Source organism: Streptomyces sp. NPDC097619 (genome assembly GCF_040302735.1).
In the GTDB taxonomy this organism is placed as follows: domain Bacteria; phylum Actinomycetota; class Actinomycetes; order Streptomycetales; family Streptomycetaceae; genus Streptomyces.
This window is the reverse complement of the sequence record NZ_JBEOSD010000024.1, coordinates 38,938-59,179: the sequence shown is the minus strand read 5'-3', so window position 1 is coordinate 59,179 and position 20,242 is coordinate 38,938. Positions and strand designations below refer to the sequence as shown.

Genomic DNA, 20,242 nt, shown 5'->3' with positions numbered 1-20,242 from the left:
CCACGCGCCCCGACCCATGCGGCCCCCGGTCCGCCCGGGTGCACTCCGGCGACTCACGGGAAGCCCGTGACGCCCGGGGCGGGCCAACGCATCGACTCCGTCAACAAGCCGTCAGATGCCCGTCAAGCGCCGCCCACGCGCCCGGGTCCGGGCCCTAGCCTCACGGCATGCGACGACGCGGAACTTCCTCGACCGCGCGGCCGGGACCGGACCCCGCGCTCCGCGGGCCCGCGGAGCGGGCCGTGCACGACGAGCACTGGTCCGGGGAACGCCGGACGGCGGCACTGGCGGCGGGACTGTTCCTGGTCTCCCTGGCCGTCCTGGACCTGCTCGGGGAACGCCTCGCCCCGACCCGCTGCGCCCTGTGGACGGGCCTGGCCCTGCTGGTCTTCGCGATCCTGGTGCCGCCCCGCGTCTCCGCCGTCCCCGGCCGGTTGAGCTCCCGGGGGCTGCTGACCACCCGCGAGGTGCGCACCGACGCCCTGGTCTCGGTCCGCTGGGCCGACGGGGTGGCCCAGCGGCTGGTGCTGCGGGACGGTGCCGGGCGGCGGCTGGAACTGGACCCGGGGGTGCTGGTGCGCAATCCGGCCCTGTGGCACCGGGTGGACGCCGATGTCCGGACCGCCGTGCGGGCGGGCACCCTGCTGTGCGGGGTCACGGCGATGCGGCAGCTCGCGGAGCGCGTCGACCGGGAGTCGGCGCGCGACGTGTTCCGGGCCTCGGGGCTGCTCTGATCCGGCCGCCCCGGGCCCGCTCCGCGGCGGGCACCGGAGCGAACGGGCCGATCAGAGCCAGCCGTTGCGGCGGAAGCCCCGGTGGATCAGCCCGCAGGCCACCGCGATGACGCAGAGCACCAGCGGGTACCCGTACCGCCACTTCAGCTCCGGCATGTGCTCGAAGTTCATCCCGTAGACCCCGCAGACCATGGTGGGGACGGCCACGATCGCCGCCCACGCGGTGATCTTCCGCATGTCCTCGTTCTGCGCGACCGTGACCTGGGCCAGGTGCGCCTGGAGGATCGAGTCGAGCAGGGTGTCGTAGGAGGCGATCTGCTCGGTGCAGCGGGCCAGGTGGTCGGCCACGTCCCGGAAGTAGGGCCGGATCTCCGCGTCGACCACGGGCAGCGGCTGCGCGGCCAGCAGCTGGAGCGGCCGGTCCAGGGGGGCCACCGCCCTCCGCAGCTCCAGGAGTTCGCGCTTGAGCTGGTAGATGCGGCCCGCGTCCCCCCGGCTGCCCTGCTCGCTGAAGACCACCGTCTCCACGGCGTCCAGGTCGTTCTGCACGGCGTCGGTGACGGCCAGGTAGTCGTCGACCACGTGGTCCGCTATGGCGTGCAGGACCACCGCCGGGCCCTTCGCGAGCTGCTGCGGTTCCGCTTCGAGGACCTCGCGGAGCGGACCGAGGGAGCCGTGCCCGCCGTGCCGGATGGTGATGACGAAGTCGGCGCCTGTGAACACCATCAGCTCACCGGTGTCCACCACCTCGCTGGTGGCGGTCAGTTCCTCGTGCTCCACGTAGCGGACCGTCTTGAACACCGAGAAGAGGATGTCGTCGTACCGCTCCACCTTGGGGCGCTGGTGGGCGTGGACGGCGTCCTCGACGGCCAGCGGGTGCAGTCCGAACAGCTCGGCCAGACCGGCCAGCTCGGCCTGTTCGGGCTCGTGCAGGCCGACCCAGACGAACCCGTCCCCGCTCTTGCGGACCCGGCGGACGGCCTCCTCGACCTCGTGGCAGCCGTCCTGCCGCACCCCGTCCTGGTACACCACGCAGTTGACGACGGCCGAGCCGAGCGGGGAACGGGCGGGGTGGCTGAGGTCCACGGTCCGCCGGTAGCTCCGGCGGACCGCGCGGCGGAGGTTGCTGAACATCGACACGGCGGGCTCCTTCGGCGGTTCCCGCACAGTGTGGCAGCCCCGGCGCGGCCGGACGGACGGTGTGCCCGCCCGGCCGCGCCCGGGGCGCCCGGAGCCTCAGCCGCCGGCGAGCAGCTTCTTCATCCGGGCGATCTCCGCGCTCTGGGAGCCGACGATGGCACCGGCCATCTTCTTGGCGGGCCCGTACGCGCCGCGGGCCAGCTCGTCCCGGGCCATCGACACGGCGCCCTCGTGGTGGCGGACCATCAGGGTGAGGAAGGCCCGGTCGAAGGCGGCCCCTTCGGCGGCGGCGAGGTCCGCCATCTCGCGGCCCGTCATCATCCCGGCGGTGCCGGACTCCCCGGTGGCACCGGGCATGGCGTGCCCGGCGTGACCGCCGCCCTCGGGCACCGGCTGCCCCCAGGCGCGGAGCCAGCCGGTGAGGGTGGCGATCTCCGGGTCCTGGGCCCGGCGGATCTCCTCGGCGAGGGCCCGGACCCGCGGGGAGGCCGAACGGTCCGGGACCAGCTCGGCCATCTCCAGGGCCTGCCGGTGGTGGGGGACCATGCCCTGGGCGAAGGCGGTGTCGGCGGCGTTGGGGGTGCCCTCGGCGGTACCGGGCGCGGCGGACGGGGACCCGGAGGGCGCGCCGGAGACGGTGGCGGTGCCGCCGGGACCGGGCCGGTGTCCGCCCTCGTGCCCGGCGCCGGAGCCGGCGGTGCCGCAGGCGCCCAGCAGCAGCGCGGCGGCGGCCGTGGCGGCGGCAGCGGCCACGACGGTACGGGCCCGGCGGGCCGGGGCGGTCTGCGCGACGGCGGCGCGGGGCACCGTGGTGATGGACGCCGTGTTCGTGGGCGCCGTGTTCGTGGGCGCCGTGGTGGGGTCGTACGAGGTCATGAGAACGCTCCTGTGCGGGGGCGCGGACCGGGCGGCGGCCGGGGGCGTGCCGGAGGGACCGGGGGCGCCGGGGCGCCGCGGTGCGCGCGGTGAGGGTGGATCGGGACGGCGGGGGCGGGCGGGCCGGGCCGCGGGTGCGGCGAGGGCGGGCGCCGGCCGGTCCGGTACGAGACGGGTCCGGGCGGGGCCCCGGGGGCGGGCCCGCGGAGCCGCCTATATGCGCAGGAGCTGGAGTTCGCTGAGGTCGGGCGGGACCGTGCCGGCCACGGGCCCGGCGGATCCGGCGGGCCGGCCGGAGGCCACGGGTGCGCCGCCGGCGGGTGCGGGGGCCAGGGCCGGCAGGACCGGCCCGGTGCTGGTGCCGCCCGCCGCGCAGGTGGGGTCGGCGTGCCGCAGGTGCCCGCCGGTGCCACCGGAGCCGGCGGCGTGGTGGCCGCAGGCGTGGTCGGGAGCCGGCGCAGGGCCGGCGGCGGGGACCGGGGCGGGGTGTCCGGCCGGGGCCTGCGCGGCATGGCCCACGGGTGCGGCATGGCCCACGGGTGCGCCGTGGCCGACGGAAGCGGCGGCTGCCGTCTGCGGCGGGGCGGAGGGCGTCACGTGATGACCCGTGCCCGGCCCGGCGGGTGCCGGACCCGCCGTGGCAGGCTGGTGCGCGACCGGCGCCGCGACCGCGGGGGCGGAGCCGAGCCCGTGCATGGCGAGGATCCCCGCGAGCACGGCCAGGACGAGCAGCACGCGGAAGCGCGGCCCGTCGGGCCCGCTCCGGTACCGCGTCCGTCGCCTCATGGGGGCATCGTATGCGGACGTCCCGACCGCGGTGCCACCACCCGGACCGTCACCGCCGGGACCGTCGCCGCACCGCACCCGCCGGAACCGTCCCACCCGCCGGAACCACCCGCCCCACCGCCCGATCCCCCGGACCCACCGCCCGGATCCACCGCCCGACCTGGAGACCCCCGTGCTCGTCGCCCGTTCCGTCCTGCTGTTCGTCGTGGCCGCGCTGTTCGAGATCGGAGGGGCCTGGCTGGTGTGGCAGGGGCTGCGCGAACACCGGGGCTGGCTGTGGATCGGCGCCGGGGTGATCGCCCTCGGCCTGTACGGGGTGGTCGCCACCCTCCAGAGCGACGCCGAGTTCGGCCGGATCCTCGCCGCGTACGGCGGGGTGTTCGTGGCCGGCTCGCTGGCCTGGGGGATGGCCGTGGACGGCTACCGCCCCGACCGCTGGGACGTCACCGGCGCCCTGGTCTGCCTGGTGGGCATGGCCGTCATCATGTACGCCCCGCGCGGCCACTGACGGCCCGCCCCGGGGAGCGACCGCACACCGCGCGCCGCCCCCGGGAAGGTCCGCTCAGCCCTGGGCGGCCGGCTCCGCCGCGGCCTCGGCGACGGCGGCCGCGAGCGCGTCCAGCAGCGCGCGGGCGCCCGCCGTCTGCTCCTCCGCGGCGGTGAACCCCTCCGCGCGGATGCCCGGCAGGGACAGCGCGGGCTCGACGGTCCGCAGGCCCAGCCGGTCCAGGACGGGCCGGAGCATCGCGACGGCCGGCGCGCCGCCGGAAGGACCCGCGGTGTAGCTGACCACGCCCAGCGGCAGGCCCTTCCACTCGTGGTACAGCGTGTCCAGGGCGTTCTTGACCGGGGCGGTGAACCCGCCGTTGTACATGGGCATCACCAGCACCACGGCGTCGGCGGCGGAGACGGTCGCGCTCCAGTCCTTGGTGTGCTGATGCAGATAGGTGCCGGTGGCGGGCAGTTCGGGTTCGTCGAGGAAGGGCAGCGCGATCTTGCCGAGGTCGGCCTCGGCGACCTCGAAGCCGCCGCGCTCCTGCGCGAGGTCGGCGATCCAGCGGGCCACGGGACGGCCCGCGGTGGTCGGGCGGGTGCTGCCGGCGATGACGAGCAAGCGGGGCATGGGCACGGCCTTCCGGAGGTGTCGGATGTCGCCGCCCATGATCACCGATGGCGGGTCGGCCGCGGCCCGCCCGTCCGCTCCCCGGACGGCCCGCCCCACGCCTCGCCCGCGCCTCCCCCACCCCGGCGCGCACAGGTCCGGACCGGCCCGCCCGCTCAGAACGGCAGGCGCCGCCAGTGCGCGGAGTCCGCGTCGCGGCGCCGCACGAAGTCCACCGGTTCGGGGTCCTCCCCGGGCCAGTACAAGCGGGCCGGGGCGTACGGGGTCTCGGCGAGGACCCGACCCCGGGACACCACGTACCGGGGGGCGACCTGCCGGCGCACGGCGTCGAAGGGCGAGTCCGCGGGCAGCAGCAGGAAGTTCGCGGGCCGGCCCGCGACCAGCCCGTACCCCTCGCCCAGGCCCAGCACCCGGGCGGCCCGGTCGGTCACCATCGAGAAGGCCGTATCGATCTCCTCCGGACCCGTCAGCTGCGCCGCGTACACCCCGGCCAGCACGGTCTGGAGGGGGTTGCCGGTGCCCAGCGGGTTCCACGGGTCCATCACGTCGTCGTGCCCGAAGGCCACCGGACACCCGGCGCCGAGCAGCTCCTTGACCCGGGTCAGGCCGCGCCGCTTCGGGTGGTCGTCGAAACGACCCTGGAGGTTGAGGTTGGCGAAGGGGTTGCAGACCAGGCCGATGCCGGAGCGGACCAGCAGCCCCTGGAGCCGGTGCGCGTAGGAGCCGTTGTACGAGCCCATGGCCGTGGTGTGGGAGGCGGTGACCCGGTCCCGCAGGCCGGAGCGCAGGGCCAGCGCGGCCAGCACCTCCACGAAACGGGACTGCTCGTCGTCGGTCTCGTCGCAGTGCGCGTCGATCCGCAGCCCGTGCCGTTCCGCCAACGCGAACACGGTGTGCAGGGAGGCCACGCCGTCCTCGCGGGTGTCCTCGTAGTGCGGGATGGCGCCCACCGCGTCGACTCCCCGCGCCACGGCCTCCGCCAACAGCTCGGCCCCGCCGGGGAAGGAGTGCACGCCCTCCTGCGGGAAGGCCGTCACCTGGAGGTCCAGCACGTCCCGGACCCGGTCCCGGACCTCCAGCAGCGCGTCCAGAGCCGTCAGTTCCGGATCCGTGGTGTCGCAGTGCGTCCGGACGTGCAGCACCCCCTGGGCGGCCTGCCAGCGCAGCACCTCCGTGGCCCGGGAGACCACGTCCTCCCGGGTCAGGGTCCGCTTCCGCTCGCTCCAGCACGCGATGCCCTCCCACAGGGTGCCGGAGGCGTTCCAGCGGGGCTCGCCCGCGGTGAGCGCGGTGTCGAGGTGGATGTGCGGCTCCACGAACGGCGGGGTGAGCAGCGCCCCGTGGGCCTCGATGACCCGCCCGGTCGCCGGGGGTTCCTTCTGGTCGTCGGCGGGCAGCACGCGGGCGATCCGCCCGCCCTCGCACTCGACGTCGTACGTTCCGGGCGCGGTCCCGCCGCCCTCGGTCGCCAGCCGGGCCCCGCGCACGATGATCTGCATGCCCCGCACCCTAGGGGCCTCGCCCGTTCCGGCACCGGAGGTTCGCCGGGTCCGTCCTGGCGCGGCGGCGGGGCGGACAGAATGGGACGCATGACCGATGCCCCTGACACCAGCCAGTCCGCCGGTCGGGAGACCCCCGACTGGGAGAAGCGCTTCCGGGCCCCGCGGGTCGGCCTGCCCGAGTGGGCCGAGGACGCGCCCGACCGCTGCCTGTTCGTCTCGAACACCACCGGCACCTACGAGCTGTACGCCTGGGACCGGGTCACCGGGGAACGCCGGCAGGCCACGGACCGGCCCAACGGCACCACGGACGGCACCCTGTCCCCCGACGGTGAGTGGCTGTGGTGGTTCTCGGACACCGACGGCGACGAGTTCGGGGTGTGGCTGCGCCAGCCCTTCGCGGGCGGGCCCGACGAGCCCGCCACCCCGGGCCTGGAGCCCTCCTACCCGGCGGGCCTGGCCATCGGCCGGGACGGCACGGCCGTGGTGGGCCGGTCCACCGACGAGACCGGCACCACCGTGCACGTGGTGCGTCCCGGCGCCGCGCCCGTGGAGATCTACCGGCACCGCGAGTCCGCCGGCGTCGGGGACCTGTCCCGCGACGGCACCCTGATCGCCCTGGAGCACACCGAGCACGGGGACGCCATGCACGCGGCGGTGCGGGTGGTGGACCCGACCGGCGCCACCGTCGCCGAACTCGACGACACCAAGGGCGGCACCGAGGAGCTGGGTCTGGAGGTGCTGGGCTTCGCCCCGGTGCCCGGGGACACCCGGCTGCTCGTCGGGCACCAGCGGCGGGGCCGCTGGGAGCCGATGCTGTGGGACGTCGCCGACGGCTCGGAGCGGGACCTCGCCGTGGACCTGCCCGGGGACGTGGCCGCCGAGTGGTACCCGGACGCCTCCGCCCTGCTCGTCGAGCACGCCTTCGAGGCCCGCAGCGAGCTGTGGCGCTACGACCTGGCCACCGCCGAGCTGACCCGGGTGGAGACCCCGCGCGGTTCGGTGTCGGGGGCCACGGCCCGCCCCGACGGCACCGTCGAGTACCTGTGGTCCTCGGCGGCGGAGCCCTCCTCGGTGCGTTCCACGACAGGCCGCACCGTGCTGGAGGCGCCCGGCCCGCGGGCCCCCGGCTCCCTGCCCGTGGAGGACGCCTGGGTGGAGGGTCCGGGCGGCCGGATCCACGCCCTGGTGCAGCGGCCCGCCACGGGCGAGGGCCCTTTCCCGACGGTGTTCGAGATCCACGGCGGCCCCACCTGGCACGACAGCGACGCCTTCGCGGCGGGCCCGGCGGCCTGGCTGGACCACGGCTTCGCGGTGGTCCGCGTCAACTACCGCGGTTCCACCGGCTACGGCCGGGAGTGGACGGACGCCCTGAAGCACCGGGTGGGCCTGATCGAGCTGGAGGACGTCTCGGCGGTCCGCGCCTGGGCCGTGGAGTCCGGGCTCGCCGACCCCGCGCGCCTGGTGCTGTCCGGCGGCTCCTGGGGCGGCTACCTGACCCTGCTGGGGCTGGGGACCCGCCCCGACGACTGGGCGGTGGGCCTGGCCGCGGTGCCCGTGGCGGACTACGTGACGGCCTACGAGGACGAGATGGAGGCCCTGAAGGCCCTGGACCGGACCCTGTTCGGCGGCACGCCCGAGGAGGTCCCGGACCGGTTCGCGGCCTCGTCCCCGCTGACGTACGTGGACGAGGTGAAGGCCCCCGTGTACATCGCGGCGGGGGTCAACGACCCGCGCTGCCCGATCCGCCAGATCGACCGCTACGTGGACCGGCTGGCGGCCCGCGGCGCGGAGCACGAGGTGTACCGGTACGACGCCGGGCACGGCTCGCTGGTGGTGGAGGAACGCATCAAGCAGGTGGGGCTGGAGATCGCCTTCGCGCTCAGGCACCTGCCCGCGTAGCGGGCTCCGGGTCCGGGCGGGGGTCCGGGACGAGGCCGAGTTCCGCGTCCCGGATCGCCTCCACCTCGCGGCGGTACAGCCGCCACCACATGAAGAGCACGAACGCCGCGAAGACGAACCACTCGCCGGTGTAGCCGAGGTTCTGGAACGCCTTCAGGTCCAGCCCGGTGTTGGTGGGGGCCTTCACCGGCACCGCCAGCATCCCGGCGGGGGAGCCCGCGGGCACCTGCGGCAGCGTCAGCCAGGCGTCGTACAGCGGGTAGGGCACCAGGTTGACCAGGGAGGCCGCGCCGATCACGCCGAGCTGTCCGGCGGGCAGCCCGCCCCGGCTGTGGACGCCCTTGGTGGAGGAGTTCTCGGGGGCCTGGAGCAGCCCGGTGACCTCGCCGCGGCCGGTGGGCGCGGGCGGGGCCTTCGCCGGGTCCGCGACGCCGGGCAGCCAGCCGCGGACCACCGGCACGGCCTTGCCCGCGTCGGTCCTCAGCAGCGTGAGGACGTAGAAGCCCTCCTCGCCGTCGAGCATCCGCTCGGGCACCAGCAGCTGTTCGGCCCAGGTCCCGGCGGCCGTCGCGGGCTCCCCGGAGGTCTTCTTGTCCACGGGCAGGAGCTGTTCCAGCGGCCGTGCCGGGGACTTCGCGCCGGTGGCGGCGGCCTCGGCCTCGCGGTGGGTGTCGACGCGGTCCTCGAACCGGCCCAGCTGCCAGGTGCCCATGAACAGGCACACCGGGACGGCCAGCACGACGAAGACGTTGATCCCCCACCAGCGCGGGGTCAGCAGGAAGCGGTGCACCCCTCCACCGTACGGGCCCGCCCGCCCCGATCAGGAGGCGGGCTCCTCCGCGGGCAGCACTCCGGTCCGGTAGACGGTGCCCGCGCAGGCGTCGGTGACCACGGCCACGGCGGCCGGCGCTCCGGGCTCCGCCACGTGCGTCACCTCGATGCTGCCCGCGGCCGTGCCGCCCCCGGTGTCGCCGGTCGTGCCCTCGGCGTCGCCGAGCGGGTCGGTGTCGTCCAGGCCGTCGTCCCCGCCCGGTTCCCCGGTGCCCGGGTCGGTCGTGCCCTCGGTGGTGCCGCCCGTCGGGTCGGCGCCGGGCTCGGGCGGCGGCGGGGTGCTCGTGCTCGGGCAGCCCTGTGAGGGAACGAACGCGAACCGCACCTCGTACCCGCCGTTCGGGGCCAGCACGAGACCCGGGGTCTCCGCACCGGGACCGGGCAGCCCCGTCGCCGGGTCCCCGACCGTGTGCTCCACCACCGTGATCCGCGACGGGTCGGCCGCGCCCGAGGCCACCGCCGCGAAGGTGCCGGCGCCCCCGACCCGGCAGTCCCCCTGCGAGACGTTGGTGATCCGGAACGTCCCGTACACCTTGCCGTCGGCGTCCGGGTCCCGCGTCTCCTGCAGGGCCACCCCGAGCTGATCGGCCTCACAGATCGGGACGGGGTCGCCGACCTCGGGCGGCAGCGGGCCGGTGCCCCCGCCGACGGTCCCCGGCACGCCACCCGAGACGGTGTCCGGATCCCGCGGATCGGTGCCCGGGTGACCGCCCGTCCCGCCGCCGGGCTTCTCGTCGCGCTGTCCGGGCCGGGAGGCCCGCGGCGTCGGGTCGGGCAGCCCCGGCCAGGTCAGATCGGGGGTGATGCCGCCCTCGGGGGAACCGGACCGCAGGGCCTGCTCGCCGTGCCCGGCGATCGCCGACCGGTCGTCGGAGCCGGAGCCGTCCGGGCCGCCGCGCAGCAGCGCCGGCACGGTGATGCCCACCAGCAGGGCAGCCGCCGCGGACACGCCCACGAGGGCCTGCCGCTTCCGGGCCCGCCGCGCCGGCACCGCGATCCGGAGGCGCTCCAGCGCCCCGTCGGAGGGCTTCAGCCCGTCCACGGCCCCCTGCAGCAACAGCCGCAGGGCCGGTTCGTCCTCGGGTCCCCTGCCGCCGTTCACTCCGCCGCTCCCCATCAGGTCGGTCTGCTCGCTGGGTCCGTCGTGATCGGATCGTTCGTGACCGGGTCGCTCGTGACGGGGTCCGTCGTGATCGCTGCGTCGGTTCACCGGCCCGCCTCCATGGCCACCCTCAGTGCCGCGATGCCGCGGGATCCGTAGGCCTTCACGGATCCCAGCGAGATGCCCAGGGTCTCGGCGACCTGGGCCTCCGTCATGTCGGCGAAGTAACGCAGCACGAGCACCTCGCGCTGGCGCCGCTGGATCCCCTTCATCGCCTTGATGAGGTCGTCGCGCTCCAGCTGGTCGTACGCCCCCTCCTCCGCGCTCGCCATGTCGGGCATCGGCTTCGACAGCAGTTTGAGGCTGAGGATGCGCCGGCGGAGGGCGGAACGCGAGAGGTTCACCACCGTCTGGCGCAGGTACGCCAGCGTCTTCTCCGGTTCGCGGACCCGGCTGCGGGCCGAGTGCACGCGGATGAAGGCCTCCTGGACCACGTCCTCGCAGGAGGCGGTGTCGTCCAGGAGCAGGGCGGCGAGACCGAGGAGCGAGCGGTAGTGGGCCCGGTAGGTCTCGGTGAGGTGGTCGACGGTGGTGCCGGCGGCGGCCGTCGTGGCGGCCGTCTCGGAGTCGGAGCGCGGGGAGGGCACCTTGCCCGCGCGCGCGGAGGGCCGCAGGGGAGCGATCACCGGCATGCCCCCGCCGGGGCCGGACGCGCGGGAACCGCCCGCGGGTGTGCGGGGCCGCCTGCGGGGCGGGGCGAGGGCGCCGCCCACGGGGATCGCGATGTCGAGTACCTGAGCCACGCCAGTTGGACGCGCTTCCCCGCCGGAGGGTTGTACGCGAAAGGCAAGCCGCCCGGAACCCTCTCGTCTACCCGCATCCCTACCCGTTCTTCCCAGTTGCCCCATTCATCCGGGCGGCAGCGGGGCCGGCACCTTGATCGAGGGATCAGTTCAAGATCCTACAAAGTGATGGGCGGTGCGCCCGCCCCGAGTCCCCGGCCCGTCCGCCCGTTCCGGGCGCCGCTCGCGGGCCTCGGCCCCCGTCAGGCGGCCCGGTCGGGCTGCCCCCGTCAGGCGGACGCCGTTCCGGGGGTGAGCAGTTCCGCGGTCCGCAGGGCGGCGAGTGCGGAGCCGGCGCGGAGGTCGTCGGCGCAGACGAAGAACTCCAGGGCGTGGTCGTCGTCGAGGGAGCGGCGGACCCGGCCCGCCCAGGTGGGGTCGGTGCCCGCGGCGTCGGCGGGGGTGGGGAACTCGCCGGCGGCGGGGTCGTCGGCGAGGACCACCCCGGGGGCGGCGGCGAGCACGGCGTGGGCCCCGTCGACGGTGGTCTGCCGGCCGAAGCGGGCGCGGACGGTGACGGAGTGTCCGGTGATGACGGGGACCTGCACGCAGGTCACGGCGACGGGGAGGGCGGGCAGGTCGAGGACGCGGCGGAGTTCGGCGCGCAGGGCGAGTTCCTCGGCGGACCAGCCGTCGGCCTCGGGGCCTCCGGTCCAGGGGACGACGTTGAGGGCGAGGGGCGCGGCGAAGGGGCCGGTGTCCTCTCCCACGGCGCGGCGGACGTCGCCGGGGCGTTCGCCGAGGGCGGCGCCCTCGACGAGGGTGAGCTGCCGGCGCAGGGCGGCGGCGCCGGAGCGGCCTGCTCCGGTGGCGGCCTGGTACGTGGACAGTTGGAGTCCGGTCAGCCCGTACTCGGCGTGCAGGGCGGCCAGGGCCGGCAGCAGGATCAGGGCCGTGGGGCCGGGGCCCGCGACGATCCCGCGGGGCGCGGAGGTCCCGTGGGGCGGGGCGGCCGTGACCGGGTCGGCGGCCGGGGCGGCGCCGGTGAGGTCGGGCACCAGCAGGGGCACGTCGGGGTCCGCGCGGAAGGCCGGGGAGCGGTCCACGACGACGGGGCCGCGGGCGGCCGCCAGGGGCGCCCAGCGGGCGGAGACCTCCGGCGGGGTGAGGAACACGACGGCGTCCCCCGGTCCGAGGCCGTCGAAGGCGTCCTCGGTGAGGGGCAGCACCTCGACCTCCTCCCCGCGGACGGCCCTGCGGAGGCCGGCCGAGCGGGAGGAGGCGATGAGGCGTACGTCGCCCCAGACGTCCGCGCGGGCGGACAGGATCTGGAGCAGGGCCGAACCGACCGCTCCGGTCGCCCCGACCACGGCGAGCGCCGGGGCGGACCGGGCCGCGGTCATCGTCCGGTGCCTCCGTAGACGACGGCCTCGTCGCTGTCGGAGTCGAGGCCGAAGGCCGTGTGCACGGCGATCACGGCGGCGTTGACGTCGTCCTGGCGGGTCACCACCGAGATGCGGATCTCCGAGGTGGAGATCAGCTCGATGTTGACGCCCGCGTCGGACAGCGCCTGGAAGAAGGAGGCGGTGACGCCCGGGTTGGTCTTCATGCCCGCGCCGACCAGGGAGATCTTGCCGATCTGGTCGTCGTAGCGCAGGGAGTCGAAGCCGATCGCGGCCTTCGCCTTCTCCAGGGCGTCGATGGCCTTGTGGCCCTCGCTCTTGGGGAGGGTGAAGGAGATGTCGGTCAGCCCGGTGGAGGCGGCGGACACGTTCTGCACGATCATGTCGATGTTGATCTCGGCGTCCGCGACGGCGCGGAAGATCGCCGCGGCCTCGCCCGGCTTGTCCGGAACGCCGACGACCGTGATCTTGGCTTCGGAGACGTCGTGAGCGACTCCGGAGATGATGGCGTGCTCCACCTGCTCGTCCCCTTGCGGCTTCTCGTTGCTGACCCAGGTGCCGCGCAGTCCGGAGAAGGACGAGCGGACGTGGATCGGAATGTCGTATCGGCGGGCGTACTCCACACAGCGGTGGAGCAGCACCTTGGAGCCGGACGCGGCCAGCTCCAGCATGTCCTCGGAGGAGATCCAGTCGATCTTCCGGGCCTTCTTCACCACGCGCGGGTCGGCGGTGAACACGCCGTCCACGTCGGTGTAGATCTCGCAGACCTCCGCGTCGAGGGCGGCGGCCAGCGCGACGGCGGTGGTGTCCGAGCCACCACGGCCGAGGGTGGTGATGTCCTTGGAGTCCGCGGACACCCCCTGGAAACCGGCGACGATGGCGATGTTGCCCTCGTCCAGCGCGGTGCGGATCCGGCCCGGCGTGACATCGATGATGCGCGCTTTGTTGTGGACCGAGTCGGTGATGACGCCTGCCTGGCTACCGGTGAACGACTGGGCCTCGTGGCCCAGGTTTTTGATCGCCATGGCCAGCAGGGCCATGGAGATCCGCTCTCCGGCGGTCAGCAGCATGTCGAATTCCCGGCCGGTGGGCATCGGAGATACCTGCTCGGCGAGATCGATCAGCTCGTCCGTCGTGTCGCCCATCGCCGACACCACGACGACCACCTGGTGGCCGTTCTTCTTGGCATCGACGATCCGCTTGGCGACGCGCTTGATGCCCTCGGCATCGGCTACGGAGGAGCCTCCGTACTTCTGCACGACAAGGCCCACGTGCGCTCCTCGCTCAATCCGTTACTGCGGTCGGCTCAGTCTAACGAGGGACCGCGATCCGACCTTCGCGTACCACATCATGAGATGTGATCTTCACGTAAAAGGACGAGCGGGATACCCCGGGAGTTCCCGCGCCCGCCGCCCGGTACCCGGACGCGGACAGGAAACCGCAGGTGGGAACCCTACCGGCCGGGGCACGGGGCGACGGACGGCGGGCCCGACACCACAGATCCGACGGACCGACGGGCGGACGGGCCGACGTGCCGATGTCCCGAAGCAGGAGAGCGGGCAGGCGGGGTCGGCAGAGCACGGACGGGGAGCAGGGGACGCGGGGCGGGCCTCAGCCGCGACCCAGACCCAGCGGACCGGCGATCTCCTGGACCATCACCCGGCCCGCCGCCTCCGCCAGGTCGTCCTCGCCCAGGTCCTCGTCGGTGTCGAGCCCGTCCAGGTCCTCCAACGGCTGGTCCAACCGCACGTGCGCCACCAGCGACTGCAGGGCCCGCAGCGTCGCCGAGGCCGTGGATCCCCAGTTGGAGAAGTAGGAGAACTGCCACCACCACAGGGCCTCGGTGGTGCGCCCCGCCCGGTAGTGCGCCAGCCCGTGCCGGAGGTCCGCCACCACGTCCGCGAGGTCGTCGGAGATCCGGTGCGCCACCGGCGCCTTCCGCGGCTCGTACGGGTCGAAGACCTCCGAGTACACGTCCACCGGGTCCAACATCACCGCGAACCGCTCCCGCAGCTCGTCCACGTCGGGCTCCGGCCCCAGGTCCGGCTCGTACCGCTCCTCCGGAAGGACGTCCTCGTACGCGCCCAGCCGCCCGCCCGCCAACAGCAGCTGCGAGACCTCCAGCAGCAGGAACGGGACCGCGCTGTCCGGGTCCTCGCCCTTCGCCACCTCGGTGACCGCCACGATGAAGGACTCGATCTGGTCGGCGATCTGGACGGCGAAATCGTCCGGATCCTGGCCCAGGGCGTGCAGGGTTGCGTCAGACATCGAGAAGCCGCCTTCCTTCAAAGGCCCGCCCGAGCGTGACCTCGTCCGCGTACTCCAGATCTCCCCCGACGGGGAGTCCGCTGGCCAGGCGGGTGACCTTCAGGCCCATCGGCTTGATCATCCGGGCGAGGTACGTGGCCGTGGCCTCACCCTCCAGATTGGGGTCGGTCGCCAGGATCAGCTCGCTCACCGCACCGTCCGCGAGACGCGCCAGCAGCTCCCGGATCCGCAGGTCGTCCGGGCCCACGCCCTCGATCGGGCTGATCGCCCCGCCGAGCACGTGGTACCGGCCCCGGAACTCACGGGTCCGCTCGATCGCCACCACGTCCTTCGGCTCCTCCACCACACAGATCACCGAAACGTCCCGGCGCGGGTCACGACAGACCGCGCACCGCTCCTCCTGGGCGACGTTCCCGCACACCGCGCAGAACCGCACCCGCTCCTTGACCTCCAGCAGCGCGTGCGCCAGCCGACGCACGTCCGCCGGCTCCGACTGCAGCACGTGGAAGGCGATCCGCTGCGCGCTCTTGGGCCCGACGCCGGGCAGCCTGCCCAGTTCGTCGATCAGGTCCTGGACCACGCCTTCGTACAACGGACTGCCTTCTCTCTCGGTACTGCGCCGGGCTGCCGCCCGCGGTCACTGCTCGGATCCACCGCGACCCGGCGGGCCCGACGGAGTACGTACGGTAGCGGCGGGACCCCTCAGAAGGGCAGGCCCGGGATCCCCGAACCGCCGCCCAGCCCCTGCGCCAGCGGGCCGAGCTTCTCCTGCTGGAGCGCCTGGGCGTTCTCGTTCGCCGCCTGCACCGCCGCGACCACCAGGTCCGCCAGCGTCTCGGTGTCCTCCGGATCCACCGCCTTCGGGTCGATGACCAGGGACCGCAGCTCACCCGAGCCCGTCACGGTCGCCTTGACCAGACCGCCACCGGCCTGGCCCTCGACCTCGGCCTCGGCAAGCTGCGCCTGCGCCTCGGCGAGGTCACGCTGCATCTTCTGGGCCTGCTGCAGCAGCTGCTGCATGTTGGGCTGGCCGCCACCGGGAATCACGGGTCACACACTCCTTGTCGTTCGCTCGAATCCGAGCCTACGTGCTCCCCGCGCACCGCGCCCTACGCCATGAGGACCAACTCTTTCGAGTGAGAGTCCGGCCGCCCCCGTACCTGATCAAGGGGTCCCTGACGGCGGAAATCCGGGGAATCGCGGCCCGCGACCCGCCATTCGGAGGTAGGAAGGGGTGGCGCATCATTGGCGCACACGCGCACCACCACACGTCAGCGCAGGCAGAGGGAGTGCCGGGTGAGTCAGCCGGAAATGCAGCCCGAGGGGCCCCCCAGAGAGGAAGGCGGCGGGGAGGACCTGACCGGCCGGCCGTTCCCCCTCGGCGACTGGGGCGAGCCCGCGGAACGCCTCGACGAGCTCTACCGGTGGGTCGAGGCCGAAGCCCTGCGCACCGCCGAGTGGTACCACGCCGACCGCGCCCGCAAGCGCCTCGGCGCCCGCCTCCTCCGCGGCGTCGCCGCCCTCGGCACCGTCACCGGGGCCTCCCTGCCCCTGCTGGAGCTCACCGGCTCCCTGCCCGGCGCCGCCGCCTGGGGATACCTGGCCCTGCTCCTCGCCGCGTCCGCGCTGGCCGGGGACCGCTTCTTCGGCCTGACCTCGGGCTGGATGCGGGACGTGGCCACCGCGCAGGCCGTGCAGCGCCGCCTCCAGGTCCTCCAGTTCGACTGGGCCTCCGAGAACGTCCGCGAGGTCCTCGGCCCCACCGAGGGCACCGCCGGGGAAGCCGCCGAACGCTGCCTGACCGTCCTGCGCCGCTTCTCCGAGGACATCACCGAACTGGTGCGCTCCGAGACAGCCGACTGGATGGTCGAATTCCGCTCCGGCCCGGCCCCCCTGGCCATGCAGACCCTCACCACGGCCGCCCCCCGCCAGGAGACCGGCACCCCGCCCCTCCGCTTCCCGCTCCCCCCGGGCACCCGCCCCAACATGCCCCGCCAACGCCCCCCGGAGCAGCCCCGCTGACAGCGGGCCCGATCGGGCCGCTCCCCACCCGGCGTCCCCGTGCGTGGGCTCCCGGGCCGGCCGCCCACGCACGGGGCTGCCGGGCCGGGCCCCAGGACCGGGGCCCGGCCCGTACCCGCCGGCTCGGCTCGGCTCTGCTCGGCTCAGCTGAAGATGATCATCGAGCCTTGGCCCAGGCTCCGCGTGGCGGCCGCGTGCAACCCCAGCCACACGTGCCGCTCCCGCGCGAACGGCCCCCCGGCCGGCGGCAACGGAGCCGCGGGCTCCTCCAACGCCGTCGGACGCCCCGGCGGAGCCGGCGGCGCCGGCGGATTCCCCGGATCGATCCCGATCGCCGGAGCCACGAACACCAACTCCCGCAACAACCCCTGAGCGGACCCCAGCGGACCGCCCCCGGCCAGCAACTCCTCATTGGCCAGCGGAGCCGCGAAATCCACCGGCACGTACGCCCCCGCGTGGTCGTAGTGCCACACCAGGTGCGACTGCTGGGCCGTCGCCTCGAACATCTCCAGCAACTGCTCGTAGTCCCCGCCCAGCTCGTCCACCGGAGTCACCGGCAGACCGCACAGGTGCAGCAGATAGGCCCGCCGCAGGAAGTGCAGGGCGTCGTAGTCGAAGCCGGCCACGGGCGCGACGTCACCCGACAGGCCCGGCATGTAGGCGAAGACCGGCACGGACGGCAGCCCGGCCTCGGCCAGCGCCCGGTCGTACGCGGAGATCTCCTCCGCGAAGGGATTGTCGGGGCTGTGGCACAGCACGTCGACAAGGGGGACCAGCCACAGGTCACAGGCCACACGGGCTCCCATCGTTGTCCACCGATCAGCCCAGCGTAGTCCGCCGGACACGCCACGCGAAGACCACCGGAGAACTCGGCACGGGGCCAGGATCAAGCCCCGCCGGCGGCCATCGAGGCGCCGGTGGTCTTCAGGCCCCACCGGCGGTCAGCCGAGCAGCAACGGGTGCACATCCAGCCCCGCCGGCGTTTGAGGCGCGGGGGTCCGGGGGCGGAGCCCCGAAAGGGGTCCGCGGCGGAGCCACGCTATCGGGCAGGGGCAGGGGCGGGGAGAAGGCCCCGCGCAGCGGCACCCCACCCGACGGGCGCCCGCCCGAACCCAGCCCCTCGACCACCCCCACCCGCTACCGGTACGTCCACACCCAACAATCGAGCACCTTCACCGGCGGCCTCCCCACCAGCTCGGTCACGGTCCGCTTCAACTCCACCGCCCGCTCCTGCTGCGGCAGCACCAGCACCCCCGCCCGCCACCAGTCCAGGTCGGCCCGCGCCTGCGCCCGCCACTCCGGACCGATCACCGGCGGCTCCTTGCCGTACCGGACGTCGCTCAGCATGTTCGAGGTGTGCCGCGGCACCGCCCCGTAGATCCCCGTCCGCTCCGGCCCCCACGGCCCCATGAAGTAGCCGCCCGGCAACCGGAACCCGAAGTCCTGCCCGATCTGCCAGTGCAACGCGTCCGCGTCGCCCGGATCCGGCAGCGGGATCGGCACCAGCGTGCGCCCCTCGGGCACGTACTGCCGCCACATCCCCTCCGCGATGAACCGCGGCACCGGCTCCCGGTCCCGCACCGGGAACGGCGTCGGCACCACCGGGATCAGCGCCGCCGCCACCGCCATCACCCCCAGCACCCGCTGCTTCCGCACCGGCCACGCCAGCACCCGGTCCAGCCCCAACGCCACCAGCAGACCGAACGCGGGCGCGCACACCATCGCCACCCGCCCCTCGATCACCGACTCGAACAGCGGCTTGTCCGCCAGCAGCTTCCACGGACCCGGCAGCACCAGATCCGTCCCCGGCACCCGGATCCGCTGCCCCAACGACAACCACGCCATCAGCAGGGCCGTCACCGTCAACGCCCGTACCGACGTCCGCCGCCACTGCCACACCACCACGCCCGCGCACAGCGCCAGCAACGGCCACCCGTAGAAGGCGTTCTGCTCGGTCCGGTTCAGCGCCAGCTTGTCCGCCGTCGCCTCGTCCCCGAACAACGAACGCTGCGCGTACTCCACGAACGCCAGCGGACTGTTCCCCGCCGCGTCCCCGTGCAACACCGACGTGTAGCTCTGCGGCCCGAAGAACTGCCACCACAACGGGAAGGCCACGATCGGCACCGACACCGCCGCCGCCCACCCCAGCCCGCGCAACAGCGGACGCCACACCTCCCGCGTCACGTCCGGCCGCATCAGCCCGTACGCCACCGCGAACGCCAGCATCCCCAGCGCGGCCAGCAGGAACGGCTCCTCGCCCAGGAACACCTGGTACGCCGAGAACAGGCCCAGCAGCGCCCCGTCCCGACGCACGTTCCGCCCGTGCCCCGGCGCACACAGCCGCAACGCCCGGTCCACGATCACCGGGATCATGAAGAGCACGCAGAAGTTCGGGTGCGCGTTCGCGTGCGAGACCATCGGCGGCGCGAACGCCGCGAGCGCGCCACCCGCGGCCGCCGCCCACCGGTTCCGCACCAGCCAACGCCGGATCAGCCAGTACCAGGCCAGTGCCGTCCCGGCCAGCCCGAAGGTCAGCACCACCGCCCAGGTCACGGAGGCCCCCAGGGCCAACGTCAACGGGGTCAACGGCACCGACAGCCCCAGCATCACCGTATTCCCCATCAGGTTCACCCCGTCGGGCATCCCCTGGAAGGTCGTGAACAACGGATTCCGCAAGTGCGAGACGTTGTCCGCGGTGACCGCGAAGAACCACTCCCACTGGTTCTGGTCCTGCCCCGCGTCCGCCAGGTACGCCCGGTCCGGATCCGCCCACAGCCCCTTGTAGAGCAGCAGCGCACCCCACACGTACAGCGCCGCGACGGCCAGCCCGCCCGCGTTCAACCGGACCAGCTCGCCCAGCACCCGCAGGTAGTCCCCCGGCCGGACCTTCGACCCCTCCTGATGCGACCACCGCACCGGAACCTCGGCCACCGGCCACTTCCGCTGCCGGAAGTACCGCAGGATCTCCACGTCGATCCCCCACCCGTCCAACCGCGAAGCCGCGAAGGCGGCCCGCGCCCGGTCCCCCTCGAACAGCTTGAAACCGCACTGGGTGTCCCGGATCCCCGGCACCGCCACCGCGCGTATGAGCCGGTTCCCGGCCCGCCCCAGCAACTCCCGCAACCGCCCCTGGTGCCGGGAGATCTCCGACTCGGGATGCGCCCGCGAACCGATCGCCGCCGCCACACCGGGCTCCCCGAGGGCCCCGGCCACGAGCGGCGCGCCGACGGAAGCCCCGGACCGGGCGGGTGAGGCGACGGCCCCGCCCGACCCGACCGGTGAGCCGACAGGCCCGACCGGTGAGCCGACAGGCCCGACCCGTGAGTCGACGGGCCCGAACCCGCCCGCGCTCCCGCCGCCGTCCTCGACGAAGGCCTTCTCCAGCCGCTCCAGCTCCTCCACCGGAGTCGCCAGATCCGCGTCCATGAGCAGCACCCGCCGCCCGGACGAGGCCAGCACCCCGCGCCGCAACGCATCGCCCTTGCCCCGGTTGACCTCCGAGGACACCAGCTTGATCCGCGGCTCCACCACCGCGGCGGCCGCCACCAGCTCCGCCGTACGGTCCGCCGAACCGTCATCGGCGACGATCAGCTCCCAGTCCCCCGGCCCCGTCCCGACGTGCCCGTCCAGATAGGCGCGGACCGCCTCCAGGGTGGGCCCGATCCGCTCCTCCTCGTCGTACGCGGGCACGACGACGCTCAGCTCCACGGCCCCCCACCACGCCGGGGCCGCAGCCGCGGTCGTGAGCGCGGTCGTGGCGGTGGGCGCGGCTGT

The 20,242-nt window shown here is 74.4% G+C and carries 19 protein-coding genes; 4 read left to right on the top strand and 15 right to left on the bottom strand.

Annotation, left to right across the window (positions count from 1 at the left end):
• Positions 1 to 167: 167 nt before the first annotated feature.
• Positions 168 to 734, top strand: a complete 567-nt coding sequence (locus ABTZ17_RS09765; RefSeq protein ID WP_352195014.1) for a hypothetical protein — start codon at positions 168 to 170, stop codon at positions 732 to 734.
• A 51-nt stretch (positions 735 to 785) separates the two neighbouring features.
• Here ABTZ17_RS09765 and corA read toward each other — a convergent pair whose 3' ends face one another.
• The 3 genes from corA to ABTZ17_RS09750 all read right to left on the bottom strand — a co-directional run bounded on the left by corA (position 786) and on the right by ABTZ17_RS09750 (position 3,536).
• On the bottom strand, positions 786 to 1,868 hold the full coding sequence (gene corA / locus ABTZ17_RS09760; RefSeq protein ID WP_352195028.1) for a magnesium/cobalt transporter CorA: 1,083 nt from the start codon (positions 1,866 to 1,868) through the stop codon (positions 786 to 788).
• Positions 1,869 to 1,970: 102 nt separating this feature from the next.
• Entirely contained in the window at positions 1,971 to 2,750 is a 780-nt protein-coding gene (locus ABTZ17_RS09755) for a DUF305 domain-containing protein (protein ID WP_352195013.1), read from the bottom strand.
• A gap of 213 nt (positions 2,751 to 2,963) precedes the next feature.
• A complete protein-coding gene (locus ABTZ17_RS09750; RefSeq protein ID WP_352195012.1) occupies positions 2,964 to 3,536 on the bottom strand; it encodes a DUF6153 family protein in 573 nt (190 codons plus the stop codon).
• A gap of 172 nt (positions 3,537 to 3,708) precedes the next feature.
• On the opposite strand from ABTZ17_RS09750, the gene ABTZ17_RS09745 reads away from it, so the two are divergent.
• On the top strand, positions 3,709 to 4,044 hold the full coding sequence (locus ABTZ17_RS09745; RefSeq protein WP_352195011.1) for a YnfA family protein: 336 nt from the start codon (positions 3,709 to 3,711) through the stop codon (positions 4,042 to 4,044).
• A gap of 54 nt (positions 4,045 to 4,098) precedes the next feature.
• On the opposite strand, the gene ABTZ17_RS09740 is transcribed toward ABTZ17_RS09745, so the two are convergent.
• Together ABTZ17_RS09740 and codA are read right to left on the bottom strand one after the other, a co-directional pair.
• Complete coding sequence (locus tag ABTZ17_RS09740) at positions 4,099 to 4,659, bottom strand: NADPH-dependent FMN reductase (RefSeq protein WP_352195010.1); 561 nt, start codon at positions 4,657 to 4,659, stop codon at positions 4,099 to 4,101.
• Positions 4,660 to 4,814: 155 nt separating this feature from the next.
• Positions 4,815 to 6,158 (bottom strand): cytosine deaminase, encoded by a 1,344-nt coding sequence (codA, locus tag ABTZ17_RS09735; protein WP_352195009.1) that lies wholly within the window; start codon positions 6,156 to 6,158, stop codon positions 4,815 to 4,817.
• Between the two features lie 81 nt (positions 6,159 to 6,239).
• Between codA and ABTZ17_RS09730 the strand changes: the two genes are divergently transcribed.
• Positions 6,240 to 8,060: a prolyl oligopeptidase family serine peptidase gene (locus ABTZ17_RS09730; RefSeq protein ID WP_352195008.1), complete on the top strand. Its 1,821-nt coding sequence runs from the start codon at positions 6,240 to 6,242 to the stop codon at positions 8,058 to 8,060.
• Here ABTZ17_RS09730 and ABTZ17_RS09725 read toward each other — a convergent pair.
• The 8 genes from ABTZ17_RS09725 to ABTZ17_RS09690 form a co-directional block, all read right to left on the bottom strand.
• Positions 8,041 to 8,850 (bottom strand): SURF1 family protein, encoded by an 810-nt coding sequence (locus ABTZ17_RS09725; protein ID WP_352195007.1) that lies wholly within the window; start codon positions 8,848 to 8,850, stop codon positions 8,041 to 8,043. The two genes, ABTZ17_RS09730 and ABTZ17_RS09725, sit on opposite strands and share 20 nt — an antisense overlap.
• A 30-nt stretch (positions 8,851 to 8,880) precedes the next feature.
• Complete coding sequence (locus ABTZ17_RS09720) at positions 8,881 to 9,993, bottom strand: hypothetical protein (protein ID WP_352195006.1); 1,113 nt, start codon at positions 9,991 to 9,993, stop codon at positions 8,881 to 8,883.
• 104 nt (positions 9,994 to 10,097) lie between these two features.
• Complete coding sequence (locus ABTZ17_RS09715; protein ID WP_502994630.1) at positions 10,098 to 10,796, bottom strand: SigE family RNA polymerase sigma factor; 699 nt, start codon at positions 10,794 to 10,796, stop codon at positions 10,098 to 10,100.
• Positions 10,797 to 11,065: 269 nt separating this feature from the next.
• Complete coding sequence (locus ABTZ17_RS09710; RefSeq protein ID WP_352195005.1) at positions 11,066 to 12,178, bottom strand: aspartate-semialdehyde dehydrogenase; 1,113 nt, start codon at positions 12,176 to 12,178, stop codon at positions 11,066 to 11,068.
• The gene (locus ABTZ17_RS09705; RefSeq protein ID WP_352195004.1) at positions 12,175 to 13,449 is read right to left on the bottom strand and encodes an aspartate kinase; all 1,275 of its coding nucleotides are present in this window, start codon (positions 13,447 to 13,449) and stop codon (positions 12,175 to 12,177) included. Before ABTZ17_RS09705 ends, ABTZ17_RS09710 begins: the two co-directional genes overlap by 4 nt.
• A gap of 340 nt (positions 13,450 to 13,789) precedes the next feature.
• Positions 13,790 to 14,446: a DUF5063 domain-containing protein gene (locus tag ABTZ17_RS09700; protein ID WP_352195003.1), complete on the bottom strand. Its 657-nt coding sequence runs from the start codon at positions 14,444 to 14,446 to the stop codon at positions 13,790 to 13,792.
• Positions 14,439 to 15,038, bottom strand: coding sequence for a recombination mediator RecR (recR, locus tag ABTZ17_RS09695; RefSeq protein ID WP_352195002.1), 600 nt, complete (start codon positions 15,036 to 15,038; stop codon positions 14,439 to 14,441). Before recR ends, ABTZ17_RS09700 begins: the two co-directional genes overlap by 8 nt.
• Positions 15,039 to 15,148: 110 nt before the next feature.
• Entirely contained in the window at positions 15,149 to 15,493 is a 345-nt protein-coding gene (locus ABTZ17_RS09690) for a YbaB/EbfC family nucleoid-associated protein (RefSeq protein WP_352195001.1), read from the bottom strand.
• Positions 15,494 to 15,742: 249 nt separating this feature from the next.
• Between ABTZ17_RS09690 and ABTZ17_RS09685 the strand changes: the two genes are divergently transcribed.
• A complete protein-coding gene (locus tag ABTZ17_RS09685; RefSeq protein ID WP_352195000.1) occupies positions 15,743 to 16,468 on the top strand; it encodes an SLATT domain-containing protein in 726 nt (241 codons plus the stop codon).
• A 143-nt stretch (positions 16,469 to 16,611) separates the two neighbouring features.
• On the opposite strand, the gene ABTZ17_RS09680 is transcribed toward ABTZ17_RS09685, so the two are convergent.
• Together ABTZ17_RS09680 and ABTZ17_RS09675 are read right to left on the bottom strand one after the other, a co-directional pair.
• The gene (locus ABTZ17_RS09680) at positions 16,612 to 17,262 is read right to left on the bottom strand and encodes a putative DNA-mimic protein (RefSeq protein ID WP_352194999.1); all 651 of its coding nucleotides are present in this window, start codon (positions 17,260 to 17,262) and stop codon (positions 16,612 to 16,614) included.
• A 343-nt stretch (positions 17,263 to 17,605) separates the two neighbouring features.
• Entirely contained in the window at positions 17,606 to 20,176 is a 2,571-nt protein-coding gene (locus ABTZ17_RS09675; RefSeq protein WP_352194998.1) for a glycosyltransferase, read from the bottom strand.
• Positions 20,177 to 20,242 lie beyond the last annotated feature (66 nt).

Bases quoted from the DNA above. Each gene is read 5' to 3' on its own strand.
- ABTZ17_RS09765 (WP_352195014.1), top strand. From the start codon at position 168: ATGCGACGACGCGGAACTTCCTCGACCGCGCGGCCGGGACCGGACCCC.
- corA (WP_352195028.1), bottom strand. From the start codon at position 1,868: ATGTTCAGCAACCTCCGCCGCGCGGTCCGCCGGAGCTACCGGCGGACC.
- ABTZ17_RS09755 (WP_352195013.1), bottom strand. From the start codon at position 2,750: ATGACCTCGTACGACCCCACCACGGCGCCCACGAACACGGCGCCCACG.
- ABTZ17_RS09750 (WP_352195012.1), bottom strand. From the start codon at position 3,536: ATGAGGCGACGGACGCGGTACCGGAGCGGGCCCGACGGGCCGCGCTTC.
- ABTZ17_RS09740 (WP_352195010.1), bottom strand. From the start codon at position 4,659: ATGCCCCGCTTGCTCGTCATCGCCGGCAGCACCCGCCCGACCACCGCG.
- codA (WP_352195009.1), bottom strand. From the start codon at position 6,158: ATGCAGATCATCGTGCGCGGGGCCCGGCTGGCGACCGAGGGCGGCGGG.
- ABTZ17_RS09730 (WP_352195008.1), top strand. From the start codon at position 6,240: ATGGGACGCATGACCGATGCCCCTGACACCAGCCAGTCCGCCGGTCGG.
- ABTZ17_RS09710 (WP_352195005.1), bottom strand. From the start codon at position 12,178: ATGACCGCGGCCCGGTCCGCCCCGGCGCTCGCCGTGGTCGGGGCGACC.
- ABTZ17_RS09700 (WP_352195003.1), bottom strand. From the start codon at position 14,446: ATGTCTGACGCAACCCTGCACGCCCTGGGCCAGGATCCGGACGATTTC.